This is a genomic window from Pontibacter mucosus, assembly GCF_003054055.1.
Taxonomy (GTDB): domain Bacteria; phylum Bacteroidota; class Bacteroidia; order Cytophagales; family Hymenobacteraceae; genus Pontibacter; species Pontibacter mucosus.
Genome location: NZ_QBKI01000007.1, coordinates 100,779 through 119,899, shown reverse-complemented (window position 1 = coordinate 119,899; position 19,121 = coordinate 100,779). Strand labels below are relative to the sequence as shown.

The window sequence follows — 19,121 nt, the reverse complement described above, 5'->3', positions numbered from 1 at the left end:
TTAGAAGTTAAGGTTAAGGCCGAAAGAGAGCACACGTGCATATGGATAGGTTTTACCGTCGTTCCATCCATTCAGACCTACAGACTCCGGATCAAAGATGTCAATCATGTCAGTGAATGTTAGCAGGTTTTCACCTGATACATACAGCCTTACACGGTCTACCCCAATTTTAGAGGTAAGCGAGGCAGGCAGCGAGTAACCGAGCTGCACGTTCTTCAGCCTCAGGTAAGCGCCATTCTGCAGGTAGCGGGTCTGGGTTTGCTGGTTTTTGCCTCCGTACCCAAAGTCAGGGGCTGGGAAGTAAGAATCCAGGTTTACACCAGCTACGCCAGCCTGTACCATCGGTGAGTTCTCGTCACGGAAGAAGTCCATGTGCTCCATAAAGCCTGCTGACTGCCACATGCCGCCGTTAACACCCCAGAAGTATGGGCCGTTTGGCATGTAGTCGCGCTTGCCTACACCCTGGAAGAAAACACGCACATCAAAGCCTTTCCAGTCACCAGTCAGGTCCAGGCTATAGCGGTATCTCATGGCGCTGTTACCGATAATGCTGCGGTCACCTGGATCGTCCAGTGTTCCGGCACCTCCGTTTATCTTGCCGTCTCCGTTCAGGTCAGCGTACATGATATCGCCGGGTCCCCAGTTACTACCCATGGAGCTCTGGTCAACTTTCTCCAGGTGCGCATCCATTTCTGCCTGGGTTTTCGCTATTCCTACTGTGGTATAGCCCCATATCTCCCCGAACTTTCTGCCATTGTAATACTGGCTGATGTTACCCGTCACATTCGGATATTTTGTCACTACCTGGTAGTCATCGGCCAACACGGCACGCACGCCATAGTTGAATTCGCCAATGTTATCCTGCCAGCTGGCCTCAATCTCAAAGCCTTTGGACTCCATGTCCGTGTTATTGATTTGAGGAACTCCGGTACCCAGGATTACAGGGAGCTCCGGTGCCGGACCTACCATGTCAAAGGTCTTGCGCTGGAAGTAATCGAAGTTCAGGTTCAGGCGGTTGTTAAGCAGGGCCACATCAAAGCCTGCGTTCCAACTGGTTACCCGCTCCCAGGTAAGAAGCGTACTCACGATACCAGGAGCTCCGGCAGTGTTTGGTTTCTGCCCGTTCAACAGCCACCCGCCGGTACCTACGCTAACAGGTTGAAGCGTATAGAATGGATACCAGTTGTTTGTCTGCTGGTTACCCAACTCTCCGTAAGAGCCTCTGATCTTGAATGTCTGGATAAGGTCATCAAACGTCCAGAAGTCTTCATTGGCCACGTTCCAACCAGCGGATACGGATGGGAAGAAGTTCCAGCGCTTGTCCCTGATAAAGCGGGAGCTACCGTCATAGCGGCCATTTAATTCCAAGAGGTAACGCTCTTTGAAGTTGTAGTTCAAACGACCGAAGAAACCTGCAATGGCCCAGTGCTGATACCCGCCTGCCGTCGCTCTGCTATCATTGGTAGCCGTGTTAATGGTTGGCAGCAATGGCGTAATCAAGCCAGTTCTTGAGCCACCCAGGTCACGGTACTTCGTCAACTCAGAGTTAAAGCCACCAAGCACTTTAAAGTTGTGGCTATCATTGAAACTGAAGCTGTAATCAGAGTAGATGTTAGAGCTAAAATAGTCCTCTTTCAGCGCATACTCATACACATACGTGTATCCAGCCGAATTCCAACCTACTGGAATGGCATATGCCTCACCAGCCACATCATAGCCATAAGCTGGAAGTACGTCGTTGTGGTTGTTATAATTGCGGATACGGTAGTTACCGTTGGCAATAATGTTCCAGCCTTTTGCAGGCGTAAGTGTCAGCTGGGCTTGCTGGTACAACCAGTCCTCCTGCGTATTAAGACGGCCGCCTTCTCTCAGCTGCGCAATCTCGCTTGGGTCAGACCAGTGTCCGTTAGGGTCAGTAACAGGTACTGTGGGCCAGCGTCGGGCCACGTTGTGGTAGAACAAGTCGGTAAGGTGTGTGGCCTTGGTAAAGTCCTGGCGCACGTACCTAGCTGAGTAGTTAAACTTAGCCAGCTCGGAGATTTTAGCATCTATCTTGCCTGAGAAGCTGTAGCGCTGGAATTCATCGCCTCCGTGACGAGTTAAGCCTCCCTGGTCCAGATAACCACCGGACACATAGTACTGCATGTTCTCCGTTCCACCGTTCAGGCTGACGTTATGCTCCTGCGAGAAGGAGTTGTCTTTGTATTGCTCCTTAAACCAATCGGTATTACCATGAGAGCCGGTATAATATTCGTATCGGTCGCCATTGGCGTTTGGCACCGTGGCATAATCAATCTCGCCACGCTGGTACTGCTGAATTCTGTCGAGCACCTCCTGCGAAAACTTAGGAGACTCGCCGCCGTTGGCAGCCGCCTCGTTGAAGTACATCGCAAAAGTATAGGAATCCATCATGGTAGGCAGACCCATTGGATCCGAAATCCGGAAGTTATTCGAGTAACTCACGCGGTTTTTACCAGCCTTACCAGACTTGGTCGTCACCAGGATTACACCGAATGGCGCTCGTGAACCATAGATAGAGGAAGCAGCTGCGTCCTTCAGCACCGTTACAGACTCAATGTCCTGCGGGTTGATGGCGTTCAGGTTGCCTTCCATTCCATCGATGAGTACCAAAGGAGAAGAGGAGGTATTACCAATGGTGCCGGCACCACGGATATTGAAGTTGAGCGGCTGATTCAGCTCACCGCCCAATCCTGTCGTCTGCAGGTTCAGGCCTGGCATAACGCCTTGCAGCGCCTGCCCCACATTCTGCACCGGGCGCGATTCGAGCACTTCGGAGCTTACCGTAGACACGGAGCCGGTCAGGTTAGCTTTCTTCTGCTCGCCGTAGCCCACTACTACTACTTCATCAAGCGCTTTGGTGTCTTCCTGCAGCGTAATATTTAATGTGGATTTTCCGTCCACAGACACTTCCTGCGCCACATAACCTATGTAGGAGAAAACCAGCGTACCGGTTCCGTTCGGCACATTCAGGCTGAAGGAACCATCCACGCCGGTAGTGGTGCCGGTAGTAGTTCCTTTCAGAACAACTGTTACCCCAGGAAGGGCCTCTCCTTTGGATCCTGTTACTTTCCCCTGAACGGCGGTTGCCTGCCAGGCAGCATCAACAAGCCCCTCGTTTAGCCGGACTAACTGCTCAGGCCTGAGCCCAGAGTCGGCCAGCGCCCTACTGCTTACAGGCCCGCCCACAGCAAGCGCCATCAGCAGCAGCGCTGATAGTTTGGTAGAATTTTTCATATAGGCATCATCAATTAAAAAGGTAGGTTAATTAGGTTATTTGTGTAATTGGTAAAACTGTTTTACTCTGGAACTGTGACGTCTGGTAGAAAAGCTTGGTGTTGGGTGGTTTGTGTCTTATGTCTTATGTTATTTCAGTTGGCTCGCTTTAAAATATGAGGGAGTGTGGCAATTAAGACTTTCGTACACGTTTAAACACGCATCGCCATGCTGCCTTTTTCCTCTCATTTAGCTCTAAACATATGATTTTCAAAGCTAAAACACAAGTCATAGGGTTGAAAAATGTGTTCGAAAACGCAAATAATTTGTAAAACCTTGCCGATATAGTAAAAATCAAGTTTTAAGGTTATAAAGGATCTGTCAGGTTACCTGAAGGCAAGGAAAAAGTATGACAAATGTCAGTTTTTTGTTTCATGTCATACATATTGCCAAGGTATAAAAAAAGATTTTGCTTTCAATGCAAAACCTTCTTTATAATAGGGCAAACTGCCCGTTTAAAGTCCTGCCCGCGCTTTTTAGGCGGGCAGGACTCTAGCAGGACTTAGTATTGAATTAACATTTTCTACTTCTTTTGCGCCCACCAAAGCGGGGTGCTCACGGCATCAGGGCCACCCAGGGCTCCCACTGCCTGGTCATAGCCGGCAGGGTTCGTGTTTATCAGGCTGGATGGATACCTCAGACGCTGCGGGAAGAACTCCACGCGGCTCTCCATGTAGTTTGAGGAGTTCAGTGCCTGCAGGTTTGGAAGCGGGTTCTCGACGGCAGGGTTCTCAAAGAACGGCAAGCCAAGTCTTCTGTGGTCGTTCCAGGCCTCCAGTGGCAGCCACGGGAACTGGGAGATGTACTTCTGGGTGATGATCTTGGTCAGGTGATCATTTTTCACGGTTCCGTTCTTGTACAGGTGGTTGTCCGGATACTTGAAAGCCGTCTGACCTGCTTCGCCCGTATAGCCATTCTCAAACTGCATTTGCTGTGTAGCAGGAGGCTCGGCCGTGTGATCCCAGCTTACGGAAGTACCATTTCTGTTATACTCCTCTGAGCTCAGGTAAGATTGCATTGGCAGGTTCCAATACTCAAAGCTACTTGCAATACCGGCCTCATACGCGTCCTTGGCTCCCATAGGTGTGCTCCATCCGCGAAGCGCAGCCTCAGCAATCAGGAAGTATGTTTCCCAGGGGCCAAAGAAAACGCGCTGGCTCTGGCTTGTCCTGAACTCATGCGACATACGCGGAATGGTGCCTGAATAGGTGTAGAGCCTGTTTTTAGCTCCTTTCGCTCCCCACGACCCGTTTGTAGTGGAGTTCCAAGTATTCGTAGCATCAATCTCCTTCAACACATTACCGTTGTCATCCAGCAGCTGACGCTTCGTGTTTCTGGCATCGGTTGTCCAGGAAGGATAGTTGCTAAAGTTAGGGTTGGAGAAATCACCCGGAATGATAAACGATTCGTAGGCGCGTGGGTCGATGGCATGCGGCAGACCATTGAACCAGTACCCGGCAGATGGGTTATTGGTTTTGGTGGCAAAGTGATTCTCAAATCGTTGCCCCAACCAATCGGCAGGCTTGATAGCGCTGTGGAAAGAGCCACCGAGCAGGTTTCTGGATTCTACGCCGCCCAGGTTAAAGTAGGTGTTAAACAGTGTCTGAGACAAAAACTGTGCGTTCCACTCACGGCTCATCACACCAGAAAGGGCATCCCAACCTGGTCTTTCCTGTACCTTGAATACGTCACCCATTGACAGGATCAGCTCGCTGGAAGCCGCAGCAGCTTCAAACTCAGATTGGGCTTTAGCTGGGTCCACTTCGGACAGTCTCATGGCCAGACGCAGGCGCAGCGAGTTGGCATACTTTTTCCAGCTATCCCAGTTATAGGCATAAGCAGGGTCCAGCTTTCTCAGCCTGTCATTCGTTTCCACAGACGCATCCAGCTTAGCGCTCGCGTCCTTCAGCTCCTCAAGCGTAAAGTAATAAACCGACTTCACATCCGAGAACTCCGGGTTTTCACCCTGGAAGGCATTAATCGGAATAGGGCCGAAGTTGTCAGACATCTCGCTCATCAGGTACGCTCGCCAGATACGGGCCACCTGCAGCAGGTTGTTGGTGTACGGCTGTGTATTACCAGAACTAATATGGCCATTGGCAATTTCAATAGCCGTGTTGGCTGCATTAAGCCAGCTGGCCACCTGGTTGTAGTAGGCGCTTGTCCAGCCATCGTTATAGCCACCTGCAGATAGGGTTCCTCCCTCCTGATAGTGGGCGGCCACTTTCCAGTAAAGTATGAAGGATCGCTCAGCCACATCAGGGTTCATCTGTGCGCTGATAATCGAGTTATTGATAAAGTACTCCACCTGCACCTGGTCCGCGTTGGCAGCCACAGGGCTTACGTTTATCTCTTCAAAGTCATTACATGAGGTCAGCAACAGTCCCGTCGCCATCAGCACCCACGATTTCTTCAATATATTTTTCATAATCGAATTGCTTTATTTGATTAGAAGCCCAGCGTAAGGTTGAACAGGATAGAACGTGTTGTTGGCATACTTCCGTTCTCAAAACCTACCGCGTTGGTTCCTGTTGCAAAAACAGACTCAGGGTCAAGTCCATCCATGTGGCTTGAAATCAACCAAACATTCGTGGCTGTTATGCCAACGCTGGCTCTCTGAAGCGGTGTTTTAGACAACAGGCCGCCTGGCAGGGCATAGCTCAGCTGCACGTTGCGCAGGCGCACATTTGTAGCATCATAGATGTTAGCTTCTGTGATACCCAGGTTGTTTACACCAGCCACGGCATTCCAGTAGTTCTGAGGAGTCACCGCTGTGGTGTTGGTGTTATACTGACCAGAAGTTGGATCCTGAATCACCCCCTCCACCACGAAGCTCTCGCGACCACCATCTCTAAGAGTAGCGGCACCTGTACCGCTGCGCTGCATGGCCACGTGCGTACCGGAGAAAATCTCGCCTCCGATGCGGGCGTCAACCTGGAAGGACAGCCCCAGACCTTTGTAACGCAGCCTGTTGTTTAAACCAAGAAGGGCATCCGCCTGCTGGTTACCCAGCTTTACGCCCTGCTCTCCAATTACTGGCAAGCCGTCTGCATTCAACAGAAGCTGGCCATGGTATGGGCTCTCCGGATCATCCACTCTTCTGAAAGTGCTGCCGTAGATCTCGCCATACTCGCCACCAACTACTGCATTCACGCGCACATCGTCAAAGCCTCCCAGTGGGTAAATTTCGATATCCCCGTAAAGCTCCTCCACGGTGTTGCGGTTTCTGGAGTAGTTTCCGCTGATGTTCCAGTTGAAGCCCTCCGGGTTACGGATCACGTCTGCATCCACCATGATCTCTACACCTTTGTTCTGGATATCGCCTGCGTTAATCTTTCTGAAGCTATAGCCGCTCAGCGGGTCCATAGGCAGGTCGATGAGTTGGCGTGTGGCGTTAGACTTGTACCAGGCCACATCTATCCCGATGCGGTTGTCGAAGAATCGTGCCTCCAGACCTGCTTCGTAGGCCTTGATCAGCTCACTTCTCACACTTGGGTCGAAGAGAATGTTGTTTCGTCCGGCTGTTGTATTCCCGTTCGGATCTTTACCAATCCAGTAGGTGTTGTAGAGCTGGTAAGCCGGAAGGCTATTACCCACCTCGGCATAAGAAGCTCTCAGCTTTGTAAAGCTCAGCCAGGAAGGAAGCACGGTACCCGTCGTCTCCAGCATGTCTGTCAGCACATAAGAGGCGCTCACAGATGGGTAGAAGTAGGAGCGGTTGTCCTGGTTAAGGGTTGAGGCCCAGTCGTTACGGAAGGTCGCATCCAGGAACAGGTAACCATCCCAGTTCAGCTGCACCGATCCGTACACCGAGTTGATCTTATGCTCACGGTAATCCTGGCCCACACTTGGGTTAGAGATGCTGTTGTTGAGGAAGAACAGGTTAGGTACTTCCAGCTCGCCGGCGCTGCCGTTCATAGAGCTGAACTTCTGCGCCATCAGGTTACCGCCCAAAGTTACCATACCTCCCAGCTTGCCAACCACATTGTCGCGCTGCGCGGTGATAAGCGTGCTGAAGTTCGTCTCTGTAAAGTTCTGCTTGCCCAAGCTGTATCTTCCGGATGGCGTCTGCGGGCTGCCACCGTAAAGCTTGCTCTCGGTGGTTGTGTAGTGCATGTCGGCGCCACCTTTAAGCTCTGCGCTCAACCAATCAGTAAAATCATACTTCACCGAGCCATTCAGGATAAACCTGTCTCTGAGGTCCTGGTTCAGGTTATACCTGCTGTTCCAGTAAGGGTTCATCTGGCTGCTGGTTCCGTACCAGATCATCTTGCCTTCACCGTCAACGGCCTGCTCAAAATCACGGATGTCCATGGAGCGAGGAAGCCCGAACAGTGTTCCAAAGGAGTTGTTAGGGTTGTTACCGCCAATCGGTCTGTTCTCGGCATTAGACTTTGTGTATTGTACTTTCGTGTCTGTGGTCCAACGGTCGGACTTGCCGAAGTTGCTGACAGCTCTGGCCATCAGGTTGGTTCTGGACAGGTTCACGCCAGGGGAAACGCCCTCGTTGTCGAAGCGGTTGAAGGAAGTATAGATGGACGTGTTGTTGTACTGCTGCTGGAACGATATGTTCTGGCTGGAGTACAGTCCCTTCCTGAAGAAGTTATCGATGTTATCGTAGATGCGCAGCGGCACATTCTCGCCTCTCCAGTTCTGCACGGTTTGTCCTTCTGCTCTTGGACCCCAGCTTAAGCCAGACATCGGATCATGAGTTCCCTCGGTTCCCTGACCAAAGGTGCTCTGTAATTCCGGATAGGTAAAGATTTCATCGTATCCTACGGTAGATGAAATCGTGATACCCAAGCCATCCTGTGGTTTACCAGATTTGGTGGTGATCAGGATAACACCGTTACCAGCTCGTGAGCCATAAAGCGCGGCTGCGGACGGGCCTTTCAACACAGATATACTCTCGATATCCTCAGCGTTGATATCGGCCAGACCGTTACCCATGTCCAGGCCCGGGTTCCAGTAGTCGTTGTTGTTTCTTCCGGTGAAGTTATCGATCGGAATACCATCTACCACAATCAGCGGCTGGTTGTCGCCTGTAAGCGAGTTGTTACCGCGAAGTATGATTTTGGAAGAACCAGCCGGACCGTTGCTGGAGCGGGTAATCTGCAGACCAGCCACTTTACCTGTCAGAGAGTTTGCCAGGTTAGCCTCTCTGGACTCTACTATACTTTCACCCTTCACTTCCTGCACGGCATAGCCCAGCGATTTCTTCTCGCGCTCGATGCCCAGTGCCGTCACCACTACCTCGCTGAGCTGGCTGCTGCTGCTCCCTAAGGTTACGTTTAGTGTGCTGCCAGCCCCAACAGTTACTTCTTTGGAGTCATAGCCAAGCGAGTTTACCAGCAGAACAGCCCCTTCGTTCACGGAAAGCTTGAATGTTCCGTCCTCAGCGGTTGTGGTTCCCGTTGTAGTTCCTTTCACTTGTACCGATGCAAAAGGTATAGCAATACCTTTCTCATCTTTAACTGTACCGGTGATCGTTCGTGTCTGCTGCGCAAAGGCCAATCCCGTAAACAGGCACAGCAACATGCAGAGCACAAACTGTTTCGTCAACACTTTTCTCATAGAAAACAGTTTTGATTGTAAAAAATTTTTGAAACCGTTAGTTAGAATTTAATTTATATATGGGTACTACATCGGGCTAAACGACCTGGTGGTCGCCAGCCGTTTTACTCTTCGCTAAACGCAGGGTATCGTAATGCTCCATCACCAGCGCGGCTGCGCCAATAATCTCGGCCTGGTACCCAAACGTGGAAATCCTGATCTCTGTATCTTCGGCGATCTTGGGGATGCAGTGCTCGTTTATCGCCTGCTGGATGGGAGCCATCCAGAGTTTTCCGGCCAGGGAGCCGCGGCCGCTGAGCACTATCAGCTCCGGGTTAAGCAGGTGGATAAGCGTGGCCACGCCCCTGCCAATATTATAGGCCGTTTCGGAAAACAGCTCTATCGCAAAGCGGTCGCCTTTCAGGGCAGCCTCCATAATGGCATTGGAGGTGGCCTCCATATCATCCAGGCTAAGCCCCTGCAGCATCGACACCCTTCCTTCCTGCAGCCCTTTCACCGCCCGCTCAGCCACTACCACCAGCGAGGTCTCTGTCTCGAGGCACCCGCTCTTGCCGCAGCTGCACATCTTGTTGTTCATAAAGATGGGGATGTGGCTGAACTCGCCGGCAAAACCATTGTGCCCCCTGAAGAGCGCCCCGTCCAGCACCATGCCCAGGCCAATGCCCCAGCCTATGCTCAGCACCATCACGTTCTGCCTGTCTTTGGCCGCCCCGAGCTTGTGCTCTGCCAGGGCCACCAGGCTCGAGTCGTTATCTATCAGCACCGGAAGTTTAATGACAGACTCCAGGTAGCTGATGATACTGTTACCTTCCTCTACTTTTAAGAACGAGTGATTGACTCCTTTCACAACATCCACAAAGCCAGGCATGCCTACCCCAACACCGATAATGCTGTTTTTAGGTACCTTTGCTTGCTTTAGGAATTCTTTCAGGTGTTGGCCCAGGTCACGGAGGGCGTTGGGGTTGCCTGCCAGGGGCAGATCTATGCTATGCACCTCCCCGACATAGTTATTATGCATATCCAGCAGGGCAATGCGGGTAACAAGCTGGTCCATGGCCACCGAGACGATATACATCAGGTCCGGCTTCAGCGAGTACATCAGGGGTCTCCTTCCGCCAGTGGAAACCGCATATCCCTTCTCCACTATAGTTCCCTCGCCGATTAACTCGTTCAGCATCCGGGCAGTAAGGGGCACACTCTTGTTGGTAAGCGTGCTGAGGTCCGCACATGAGAGCTCTCCTGCAAAGTACAGGTGCTTCACGATGTTCCTCTTATAGGTAACCTGCTTATCAAACATCGAATCAGGGATATTATTTTTTAAAGCTTGTGTTACGGAATTGTTACCAAGGTAGACGAACTTTTTTTAATAAAAAAAAACTTTATCGATTTTTTTAAAAAGATAGGACAACTTTGAGTAATTAATCACCTTTACACTTTACCAATAAAAATAGTACATTAAAAAGGCGTTCCACCAATGTATTCGCACACGCACGGCACTAAACCGGAATGAATTAATAATGGGATTTATTAAAAGTTACACCGATTTTTTTTGATGGATTTCTAAAAACCCGCAGCCCGAGGGGATGCCACAAATAGAAAACGCCTCCTGCAGTTAGTCGACTGCAGGAGGCGTTTTTTAGTTGGGAAGGTAAAGGTTTACTCTTTCAGACGGATGCGCTTCTTGAATTTCTCTACGCCATCCACAAAAACCTTCAGGTAAAAGCGGCCTTTGGGGTGGTGGCTCAGGTCGTAGGTAAACACGCCCTCTTTTATCTGCTCATACTTCTGCTCCAGCACCACCTCATCGCCCGGATCGGTTACGATCTGCACAAGCACGTCGTGGGGCAGGTTGGCGTAGTAGTCGAAGGTGGTGGTATCGTTGGTGCGGGTTGGGTACAGGCCGAAGGAGGTTTGGTCGGTGACAGGCGCCACCGGCGTGCCTACCTCAAAGGCGTAGCGTACCGAAGACCCGAAGTCAGACTCGAAGTCCTGCAGCATGGCGCCATCCTTATCCAGCAGGCGCACCTTGCCCCGGCCGCCGCGCGGGTTAGCCCAGAACTCCAGCCCGTTTCCTCCGGTGTCCTGAAGTATAAACTCGTAGTTTCCGTTCGCCAGCTGCACCGTATCGCGGTACAGGGTGTTGGCTTTCAGGGTTCCGGCGGCTCTTTCCCGGATAATTTTCCCTTCGCTGTCCTTCAGCGCGTAGCTGTTCTGCTCCGGCTGGTTGTTCGTCATCAGGTATACGATCATCGTGCCCCCGTGCCGTGGCACGGCCTCAAAAGCGCTTGCCATTTTATTGTCAGCCGCATACTTGTCCTTTTTACCGTTTGGCCGCTGCAACTCCACTTCAAAGGAGTTCTGTCCTACGTTGCTCTCAATCTCGCCGGGCAGGGCAATAACGGTGTAGCCAGCTGGCTGCAGGTTACCGGTCCAGTTATACTTCTTTTTTGGGAAGCCTTTAGTGCCGTAGCTAATCTCCATACTTGTAAGGGGCGCCGCGCCCATGTTACGCACCACGATTTGCGGATGCACGTTGCCCGGGTTCTGGCGGCGGTGCGCATCCTTCAGCGAGGGACGGATGATATCCGTAATAGCCACATCATTTTTGGCGGCAGGCTTTTTATACTGGATGAGGTAGGCGGTGATGTAGGCATCCGCACTTGGCTCCGAGGAAACATAATCTTCCATGTTGATGTCTACGGTATGCTGGCCGCCGCGCTTCACGGGCAGGTCGAACAGGTCAGGCTGCATCAAATCGCCGGGGCACCAGTCGGCACGGTCGTACACCCAGGTACCGGCCTGCGGGTAAAGCGGGTTCTCGCCGCATTTCTTCCAGATGTCTCTCCTGTCGATAAGTTTCTCATCGAAATATACTTCCCTATACTTGCTGCAGAACTCAGCGCAGTTGTCTGGCTTGTCCATGCCGTGGCCGGTCTGCACCACGCGCAGGCGGGCAAAAGCGGCATTCTTATCCGCCGTGAAAGTTACGGGCTTCAGTGCGTTTTCGATTGGGTTGGCCGAGTCGCCGTAGCGGTAGGCGCCGTCGTAAATTTTCTGGATAGCAATAGGCTCCCAGGCCGGCTTGCCTTTCACGATTTCAAAGTCCAGCGTCAGGGTCCAGCCACGGTCTTCGTTGGGCTCCCAGCCGGTGTGGTTATACTCTATCTCCACGCTGTCGCGCAGCAGCAGGCTGAAGTCGGTCACATCCACCTCCCAATCGAAGGTCCATTCCTTGCCAAAGGCACCGCCGTAAGGCGTCAGCATGCGGCCAATCTCAATATCCTGCGACTCACCTTTTTTGCCACCGGTGCGGCGGATGGTGATGTGGTCTTTGTAGTCCCAGTCGGCGCAGCGCATGTTGTCGGGGCAGCCCAGGCGCAGCTTCAGTTTTATACTTCTAATGTCCTCGCCTTTGGCCGGGAACACGCCCCAGGCTTTGTAGTAATTATTGCCCTGGCTCGGGTCTGTCACCACGGTCAGGCGGTTGTGGGTCACCACGTTCAGGGTGTCGGAGGCGTGGGTTTGGAGGGTGATAAGGGAAAGTATAGCTGCCAGGGTGTAGCGCCATACGTTGGAGGTAAACTTATACTTCATATTTAGAGTGTTTATACTTTGCTTTTGCTGTTTGTCGATTTCACTGGCGCAGGCTTGTGTTTATCTATGGTATTGAGTCTGTTACCTAGTTGACTTCAAAAGTTATACTTTATACTTTGGCCATACTTATACTTTCTCTGGCGCAGGCATCCGCTTGTGCCTTCTTATACTTTGGCTATAGCTCTATAGCCCCTACCCTGCTGGCGCTAGTTTGCAACTCGTGCCTACCTATGATGTTGGGTTTGCAACCCAACTGGCTCACAAAGCCATACTTATACTTCAGCTATACTTTTATACTTGCCGGTCTATACTTTCATAGCCGCTGCTTTCTTCAGCTTGAAACAAGCTATCCTTGCTAGCCTCCGTTCATCCTATAGTTCCCACCAACCTACCTTTTCATCTCTTGCAGTGGTGCTCTCAAGCCCGAGAGGGCTCGCCTTCGGGCATCGCGCTGCTTTCGCTTCCTGCCCTCGTGCCTCGGGCTGCCTCGCTTGCGCTCGTCACCGGAACCTCTCGAGGCGCTCAACCCAAAGGTTGGGAACAGAATCGATAGCCACTGCCCTTGCTATACAACAAGTATAGACTGTCCCCTTGAGGGGACTACAGGGGTGTTTATACTTTGACCATAGAACTTATACTTCAGCCAAAGCAGTTACAAACTCCCCTCCTTAGCCAAGGAGGGGTAGGGGTGGTTGGACCCGCTACTTCAAAGCTTCCCTCTCTTTTGTCTAAAACTCCAACAACTACTACCTTACTTATACTGAAATACATTGTAAGGCCTGGAAACTCCCTGCAGCTTCAGCACAACAACCCCATGTGCCGGAACATCAAAACTAACTTCTTTCGCTGTAGAAACGGCAAAATCTTTCTTCGCCCACAAATCGCGCATCGTGTAGCCTTTGGTAGCATCTAGACCCACAGAATCTGGCTGGAAGGCGATGGTAGCGGTTTTCCCGGACCTGTTGAGCAGGGCTACGGCTACCTGCCCGCTGATGGTGGTCTGCAGCGGCTTGGCCCATACTTCCTGGTCGCCTTTGTCTACCAAGCGGCGGGCCTGGTAGACGAGCTTATCCTGGTTGATGGCAATCAGTTCTTTATTCGTCAGGATGCTGATGGTTTCCGGGCTCATCTGGCGCAGGTCGTTGCCGGCCAGCAGCGGGGAGCTCATCATGCACCACATCGAAAAGTGCGTTTTGTCTTCTTCGTAGCTCATGCCGCGCCCTACCTGCAGCATGTCCATGTCGTTTACATGGCCCGGCGAGGCGTGCTTCCACAGCTCCGCGTTCAGGTCCACGATGTGCATCACCGAGGCGAAGGTATTGTCGATGTCGCCGGAAATGCGCCAGGAGTCTGCCAGCGGCACCACCCACTCGCCCGGAAACTTCCAGCGGCACACGTTGTATACCACATCCGGCCGAATCTGACGAATTAGGTTGCCAATCTGGGTATAGCGGGTCTGCTCGTCGAGCCCCAGCCAATCGCCACCGCACCAGTCTACTTTAATAAAGTCGTAGTTCCACTCCTGCAGCATCAACTGTAAATCTTGCGCATCGTGCCCATACAGGCCCATGCCCACGCCCACGGTGTCTTTATCCCAGTAAGAGGCGCAGGTATTGATGCCAGCATCGGAGTAAATCCCCGCTTTCAAGCCTTTGGCGTGGATGTAGTCGCTCAAGGCCCGCATGCCGCTTGGGAATCGTTCCGGATGGGCTACTATACTTCCCTCTGCGTCGCGACCGCCAAAGAAGCCGTCGTCGATGTTGACATAAGTATAGCCAGCCTCCTGCAGCCCCGAGGAAACCATAAAATCGGCCTGCGCCCTGATGATGTCCTCGTTGATGTTGGCGCGGAAATTATTCCAGCTCGACCAACCCATGATGGGCGTTCCGGGACGCTCTGCTACCGCTTCTGTTTTACCTGCCGCAGGTGTCGGGCTGGTCACGGTGCTATTCGGCTGATTGCGGCAGGCAAGCAGCGCGAGCAGCAAAAGGCAAGGAATGAGTTTTCTTAACATATAGTGTGTCTTCCTAAAAGTATACATCCTCTCCCACCGCCGAAATTCCCTGGCTTATACTTTTTATACTTTGCTAACAGATGCTTAAGCACAAACGGAGCGGCCACAGGTATCCCCATGTGCCGCTCCGCTAAAAAACCAATCAAAACTACTTTTTCACCGGCACGATGCGGTACTCGTAATAGTATGGCCTGCTGAGGAACAGTTTATACTCGTCCAGCGGAAGCAGGCCCCAGCTGTTGTTGCCGCCGATGCCAAGCTGCTGCAGGTCCACGTGCAGGTGAATGTTTTTATCCGGCTCCAGCGAACCGGAGTGTGTCTGGTGCTTGTCGAAGCCCGGGAACAACTGGTCCGGGCTGTAAGGTAGGGCGCTCACGTTCAGCAGCGTGTCGATGTGCTGAATGATGATACCGGAGCCGTCTTTGCGGCTGATTTTGGCCCAGCGCACATCACTCTTGTTGCCGCTCTCCTGCGGACGCACGTAGGGGTGATACTGCTCGGAAATACTGCCTTTGTACTGGCCTACCAACGCGGAGGTCTTTCTGTCCCAGTAGCTCTCCCACGGGCCTCGGCCATACCACTCGATGTTTTTAAAGTCGGTTGGCAACGTCATGTGGTTGCCCACTTTAAAGGTCATCATCTTCAGCTCCTTCAGCGGCTGCACGTTGTTTTTCACCGTCAGGGCACCTTTGCCGTCAGCGATGATGGTTTGCTCATACTTCAGGCCACCGTCCAAAAGCTCCTTCTCGATGCTTACCTGTACCTGCCCGTCAGCCAGCGTTTCTACCTGCACCTTTTTCACCACGGCCTTGTCGTCGGCGTCCTTCAGTGCGCGAAGGCGCTTCTGCAGGTTAGCTCCGAAATCGTTGTCGGTACCAGGGCGCCAGAAGTTGATACGCGGGCCACTCTCCAGTATCGTCTTGCCGTTGGCCTTGTAGGAGGTGATGTTGCCGGTTTTCTTGTCTACCGCCAGGCTGAAGCTCTTATTCGCGAGTTCAATGGCTGAGGCGCCGTCCGTTACATTTATCTTGTCGCTGCTCGCGGCATAGGCGGCCGGCACAGGCTTGCTCAGGGCGAATTCCTCAAAGGCCAACTCCGTACCTGCTTTCAGCACGCCTTCATCGTTTTTAAGCACGGCTTTTACCTGCAGGTAATACTCATTGGCTGTATCAGCTTTTATCGCCTCATCTGGCAGGGTAAGCCTTACGGATTGTCCCGGCTGCACGGTGAGCTCGTTGATGGTACCGGACTTCACCGCTTTGCCATCGCGCAGCAGCGTCCAGTTCAGTTTAAAGTTGTCTAGGGTACGGAAAAAGTACTTGCTGCGCACGCCCAGTTGGTTTTTGTTCAGCGTGAAAGCAATCTCTTGGTATACTTTGCGCACTTCGTAAGAGTGCGGGTGGAACGTACGGTCCGCGCCAATCACCCCGTTAATGAGGAAGTTATTGTCGCTTGGCGTGTCTTTATCGCCCCAGTCTCCGCCGTAGCCCAGAATCTTCTTGCCATCTTTCATGCGGTACACACCCTGGTCTACCCAATCCCATATAAAGCCGCCCTGCAGCACCGGGTATGTTTCGAAAATATTCCAATACTCCTTAAAGTTACCGATGCTGTTGCCCATGGCGTGCGCGTACTCGCAAAGCAAGTAGGGTTGCGTCGGGTTGCTTTGGGCGTAGGCGATTACCTCGTCCGGGGTGCGGTACATTTTAGAGTAGATGTCGGTGTTCCAGTCGCCGGAAGCCAGCTCGTAGTGCACCGGCAGCGAGGGGTCCAAGCTCTTGGCCAGCTCGTAGCCACGGTAGAAGTTCCAGCCGTTGCCCGCTTCGTTGCCCAGGCTCCAGGAGAAAATGCTTGGATGGTTGCGGTCGCGGCGAATCATGCGGCCGATGCGCGTCAGGTGCGCCAGTTCCCACTCCGGCGCGTTGGCCAGCGTGCGACCCAAATCGTAGTGCATGCCATGCGACTCCACGTTGGCCTCATCCATTACGTACAGGCCGTACTCATCGCACAGTTCATAAAAATAAGAGTCGTTCGGGTAGTGACTGGTGCGCACGGCGTTCACGTTCAGCTGTTTCATCAGCTTCACCTCCTCCAGCATGGCCTCGCGGCTCACCACCTGGCCTGTTTCCGGGTGCGTTTCGTGGCGGTTCACGCCTTTGAACATCACCGGCTTACCATTTACCAGTATCTGCGTATTTTTGATTTCTACCGTACGGAAGCCCATTTTGCGACTGATTACTTCCTGCACCTTTCCGTCGCCGTCGTAGAGGGCGATTTCAAGGCGATAAAGGTTCGGCGTTTCGGCGCTCCAAGCCTTGGCGTTGGCAACATTGGCGTTAAAGCGAAGCTCGGTTTTGCCCTGCTTCATTTTCAGGCCCCAGGTGTTTTGCTGGGCGCTCCATACTTTCCTGCCGTCGGCATCGTACAGGGCAGCGCTTACTTTATACTTCTCCTGGTTCTCGTCGGTGTTGTTCCAGGCCGTTACGTGCAGGTTCATCACCCCGTCGCGGTAGTTGTTAGCCAGCCCAGCGTTGTTTACATAGTCGTACAAATGCACCTTCGGGCGAGCATAGAGGTACGTGTCTCTGCTGATACCCGACACGCGCCACATGTCCTGCGCCTCCAGGTAGCTGCCGTCGTTCCAGCGGCGCACCTCCAGGGCAATCAGGTTCTGGCCCGGCTGCACATAGGGCGTAATATCAAACTCCGACTCGAGTTTGCTGTCCTTGCCCAGGCCCACATACTTTCCGTTCACATACAGTTTGAAAGCCGATTTGACAGCCCCCAGGTGAATAAACACCCGCTGGTCGTTCCAGTTGGCAGGCAGTGTCACCACGCGGCGGTAAGCTCCGGCTGGTTGCTCGATGTTATCGGGAATGTCCGGTGGCTGCGGGTTCTTCATGTTGAACTCGTAGAACGGGTTCACATAAATCGGCACGCCATAGCCGTTAAACTCCCAGTTGGCCGGTACCGGAAACTCTTTCCAGCTCTTATCACTGAAGCTGGTGGCGTAGAAATCCTGCGGCAGCTGCTTGTAGTCCGCCACCCAGTGGAATTTCCACATGCCGTTCAGCGACATAAAGCGGGAAGACTTGGCCTTGTCGCCGGCAGCAGCTTTGGCAGCATCCTCAAAAGGAAAATAAGAAGCCCGCATGGGCAGGCGGTTCTCTTCCTGTATGGCGGGGTTTTCGAAAACCGGGTCGAGGTAAGGTTTCTGGGCAAGCGCCGGAAAAAAGCCTACTGCCAGCAAGCAGATAAGCGGTAAGAGTTTATTCATGGTAAAGCTAAAAATTGATACTTGTTTATGGCACTGTCGGCGTTATAACGTGCTTCAGGGTATATGCTGTTAAATCTTCTTGAGGCGGAACAGCTTTGTCTCGTGCGACTGCACGCGGCCTTTCCAGCCCTTGCCTTTGCCCACGGTTTTGTGCGCCCACAGGTCGCGCACCTCATACTTTCCCTTCAGGCCCAGCTTTGCCCAGTCGATGCTGTAGCTCTTTGCCGCGTCGCCCCGGTTGAGGATAGCCACGGCCACCTCGCCGTTCTGCAGCGGCTTTACAAACACATCCCAGGTGCCGTCATGCACCTTGCGCTCAGCCTGCTTGCCCAGTGCGTCCTGGTTCACGGCGATTACCTCTTTGTTCAACAGGATGCGCTTGGTGGCCTCGTTCATGTTGCGGATATCGTTGGTGGCAATCAGCGGCGAGGCCATGATGCTCCACAGACTCATCTGGCTCTGGTACTCGGTGTCGTTCATGCCAACCCCTCCCATGTCGCCGGAGGGGCCTGGCTTGCCGTAGAGTCCTACCACAAGCATATCCGCATCGTTCCAGCGGCCCGGGCCGGCATACTCGTGTAATTCGGCATTGATATCCAGGATGTCGATGATGCCCTCGGCGTTCTCATCGCAGCTCAGGTTCTTCCACTTGTCGCGCACGTCGTAGGTGGTGCGCCACAGTTGCCCGCCGGCCTCGGCGGCCCAATGCCAGGGCTTGCGCTGCCCCCACTCGCAGATGCCGAACACGATGTCGCGACCGCTCTTGCGCAGGGCCTGGCTCATTTTGGTGTAGCGCTCCACGGCTGTGGCCGAGTCTTTCGGCGCAAAGCAGTAGTCATACTTAAGGTAATCAATGTCCCAGGAGGCGAAGGTTTTGGCATCCTGTTCCTCAAAGCCCAGGCTGCCGGTATAGCCCGCGCACGTCAGCTGCGCCGCATCAGAGTAGATGCCCAGTTTCATGCCCTTGCTATGCACGTACTCGGCCAGGGCCTTGATGCCAGAGGGGAATTTCTTCGGGTCAGCGATGATGTTGTTGCGGTTGTCGCGGCCGCCCTGCCAGCCGTCGTCGATGAAGATGTAGTTGTAACCGGCCTCCACCATGCCTGAGGCCACCATGGCATCGGCCATCTCGCGGATGTCCTTTTCATTGATGTTATCGGCAAAGAAGTTCCAGGTCATCCAGCCCATAGGCGGCGTGGGGGCCAGGCGCTTACTATCTGAGGAGTTATCCTGCGCCGGGGCCGAAAAAGCAGTTAGCCACAGAGCCAGGAAAATAAAAGCAGTAATTCTCATTTTGTTATTCTATCAGTAGGTTTTACAAACCCGGATTTTATACTTGTGTTTTCGTTAACGCTTTAAGTTAGACAA

General features: G+C 52.8%; 8 protein-coding genes. All 8 read right to left on the bottom strand.

Features of this window, described 5'->3' with window-relative positions:
- The 8 genes from C8N40_RS14490 to C8N40_RS14455 all read right to left on the bottom strand — a co-directional run bounded on the left by C8N40_RS14490 (position 1) and on the right by C8N40_RS14455 (position 19,046).
- On the bottom strand, positions 1-3,255 hold the full coding sequence (locus tag C8N40_RS14490; RefSeq protein WP_108212493.1) for a SusC/RagA family TonB-linked outer membrane protein: 3,255 nt from the start codon (positions 3,253-3,255) through the stop codon (positions 1-3).
- 562 nt (positions 3,256-3,817) lie between these two features.
- Complete coding sequence (locus C8N40_RS14485; RefSeq protein ID WP_108212492.1) at positions 3,818-5,722, bottom strand: SusD/RagB family nutrient-binding outer membrane lipoprotein; 1,905 nt, start codon at positions 5,720-5,722, stop codon at positions 3,818-3,820.
- Positions 5,723-5,742: 20 nt separating this feature from the next.
- Complete coding sequence (locus C8N40_RS14480; protein WP_108212491.1) at positions 5,743-8,868, bottom strand: SusC/RagA family TonB-linked outer membrane protein; 3,126 nt, start codon at positions 8,866-8,868, stop codon at positions 5,743-5,745.
- 76 nt (positions 8,869-8,944) lie between these two features.
- Positions 8,945-10,165: an ROK family protein gene (locus C8N40_RS14475; protein WP_108212490.1), complete on the bottom strand. Its 1,221-nt coding sequence runs from the start codon at positions 10,163-10,165 to the stop codon at positions 8,945-8,947.
- A 359-nt stretch (positions 10,166-10,524) separates the two neighbouring features.
- Entirely contained in the window at positions 10,525-12,462 is a 1,938-nt protein-coding gene (locus tag C8N40_RS14470; RefSeq protein ID WP_108212489.1) for a peptide-N-glycosidase F-related protein, read from the bottom strand.
- A 751-nt stretch (positions 12,463-13,213) separates the two neighbouring features.
- Positions 13,214-14,476 (bottom strand): glycoside hydrolase family 27 protein, encoded by a 1,263-nt coding sequence (locus C8N40_RS14465; protein ID WP_108212488.1) that lies wholly within the window; start codon positions 14,474-14,476, stop codon positions 13,214-13,216.
- A gap of 148 nt (positions 14,477-14,624) precedes the next feature.
- Positions 14,625-17,753 (bottom strand): beta-galactosidase, LacZ type, encoded by a 3,129-nt coding sequence (gene lacZ, locus C8N40_RS14460; RefSeq protein WP_108212487.1) that lies wholly within the window; start codon positions 17,751-17,753, stop codon positions 14,625-14,627.
- A 69-nt stretch (positions 17,754-17,822) separates the two neighbouring features.
- Entirely contained in the window at positions 17,823-19,046 is a 1,224-nt protein-coding gene (locus tag C8N40_RS14455; RefSeq protein WP_108212486.1) for a glycoside hydrolase family 27 protein, read from the bottom strand.
- Positions 19,047-19,121 lie beyond the last annotated feature (75 nt).

Excerpts from the sequence above, each read along its gene's own strand:
- C8N40_RS14480 (WP_108212491.1), bottom strand. The coding sequence starts at position 8,868 with ATGAGAAAAGTGTTGACGAAACAGTTTGTGCTCTGCATGTTGCTGTGC.
- C8N40_RS14475 (WP_108212490.1), bottom strand. The coding sequence starts at position 10,165 with ATGTTTGATAAGCAGGTTACCTATAAGAGGAACATCGTGAAGCACCTG.
- C8N40_RS14485 (WP_108212492.1), bottom strand. The coding sequence starts at position 5,722 with ATGAAAAATATATTGAAGAAATCGTGGGTGCTGATGGCGACGGGACTG.
- lacZ (WP_108212487.1), bottom strand. The coding sequence starts at position 17,753 with ATGAATAAACTCTTACCGCTTATCTGCTTGCTGGCAGTAGGCTTTTTT.
- C8N40_RS14465 (WP_108212488.1), bottom strand. The coding sequence starts at position 14,476 with ATGTTAAGAAAACTCATTCCTTGCCTTTTGCTGCTCGCGCTGCTTGCC.
- C8N40_RS14490 (WP_108212493.1), bottom strand. The coding sequence starts at position 3,255 with ATGAAAAATTCTACCAAACTATCAGCGCTGCTGCTGATGGCGCTTGCT.
- C8N40_RS14470 (WP_108212489.1), bottom strand. The coding sequence starts at position 12,462 with ATGAAGTATAAGTTTACCTCCAACGTATGGCGCTACACCCTGGCAGCT.
- C8N40_RS14455 (WP_108212486.1), bottom strand. The coding sequence starts at position 19,046 with ATGAGAATTACTGCTTTTATTTTCCTGGCTCTGTGGCTAACTGCTTTT.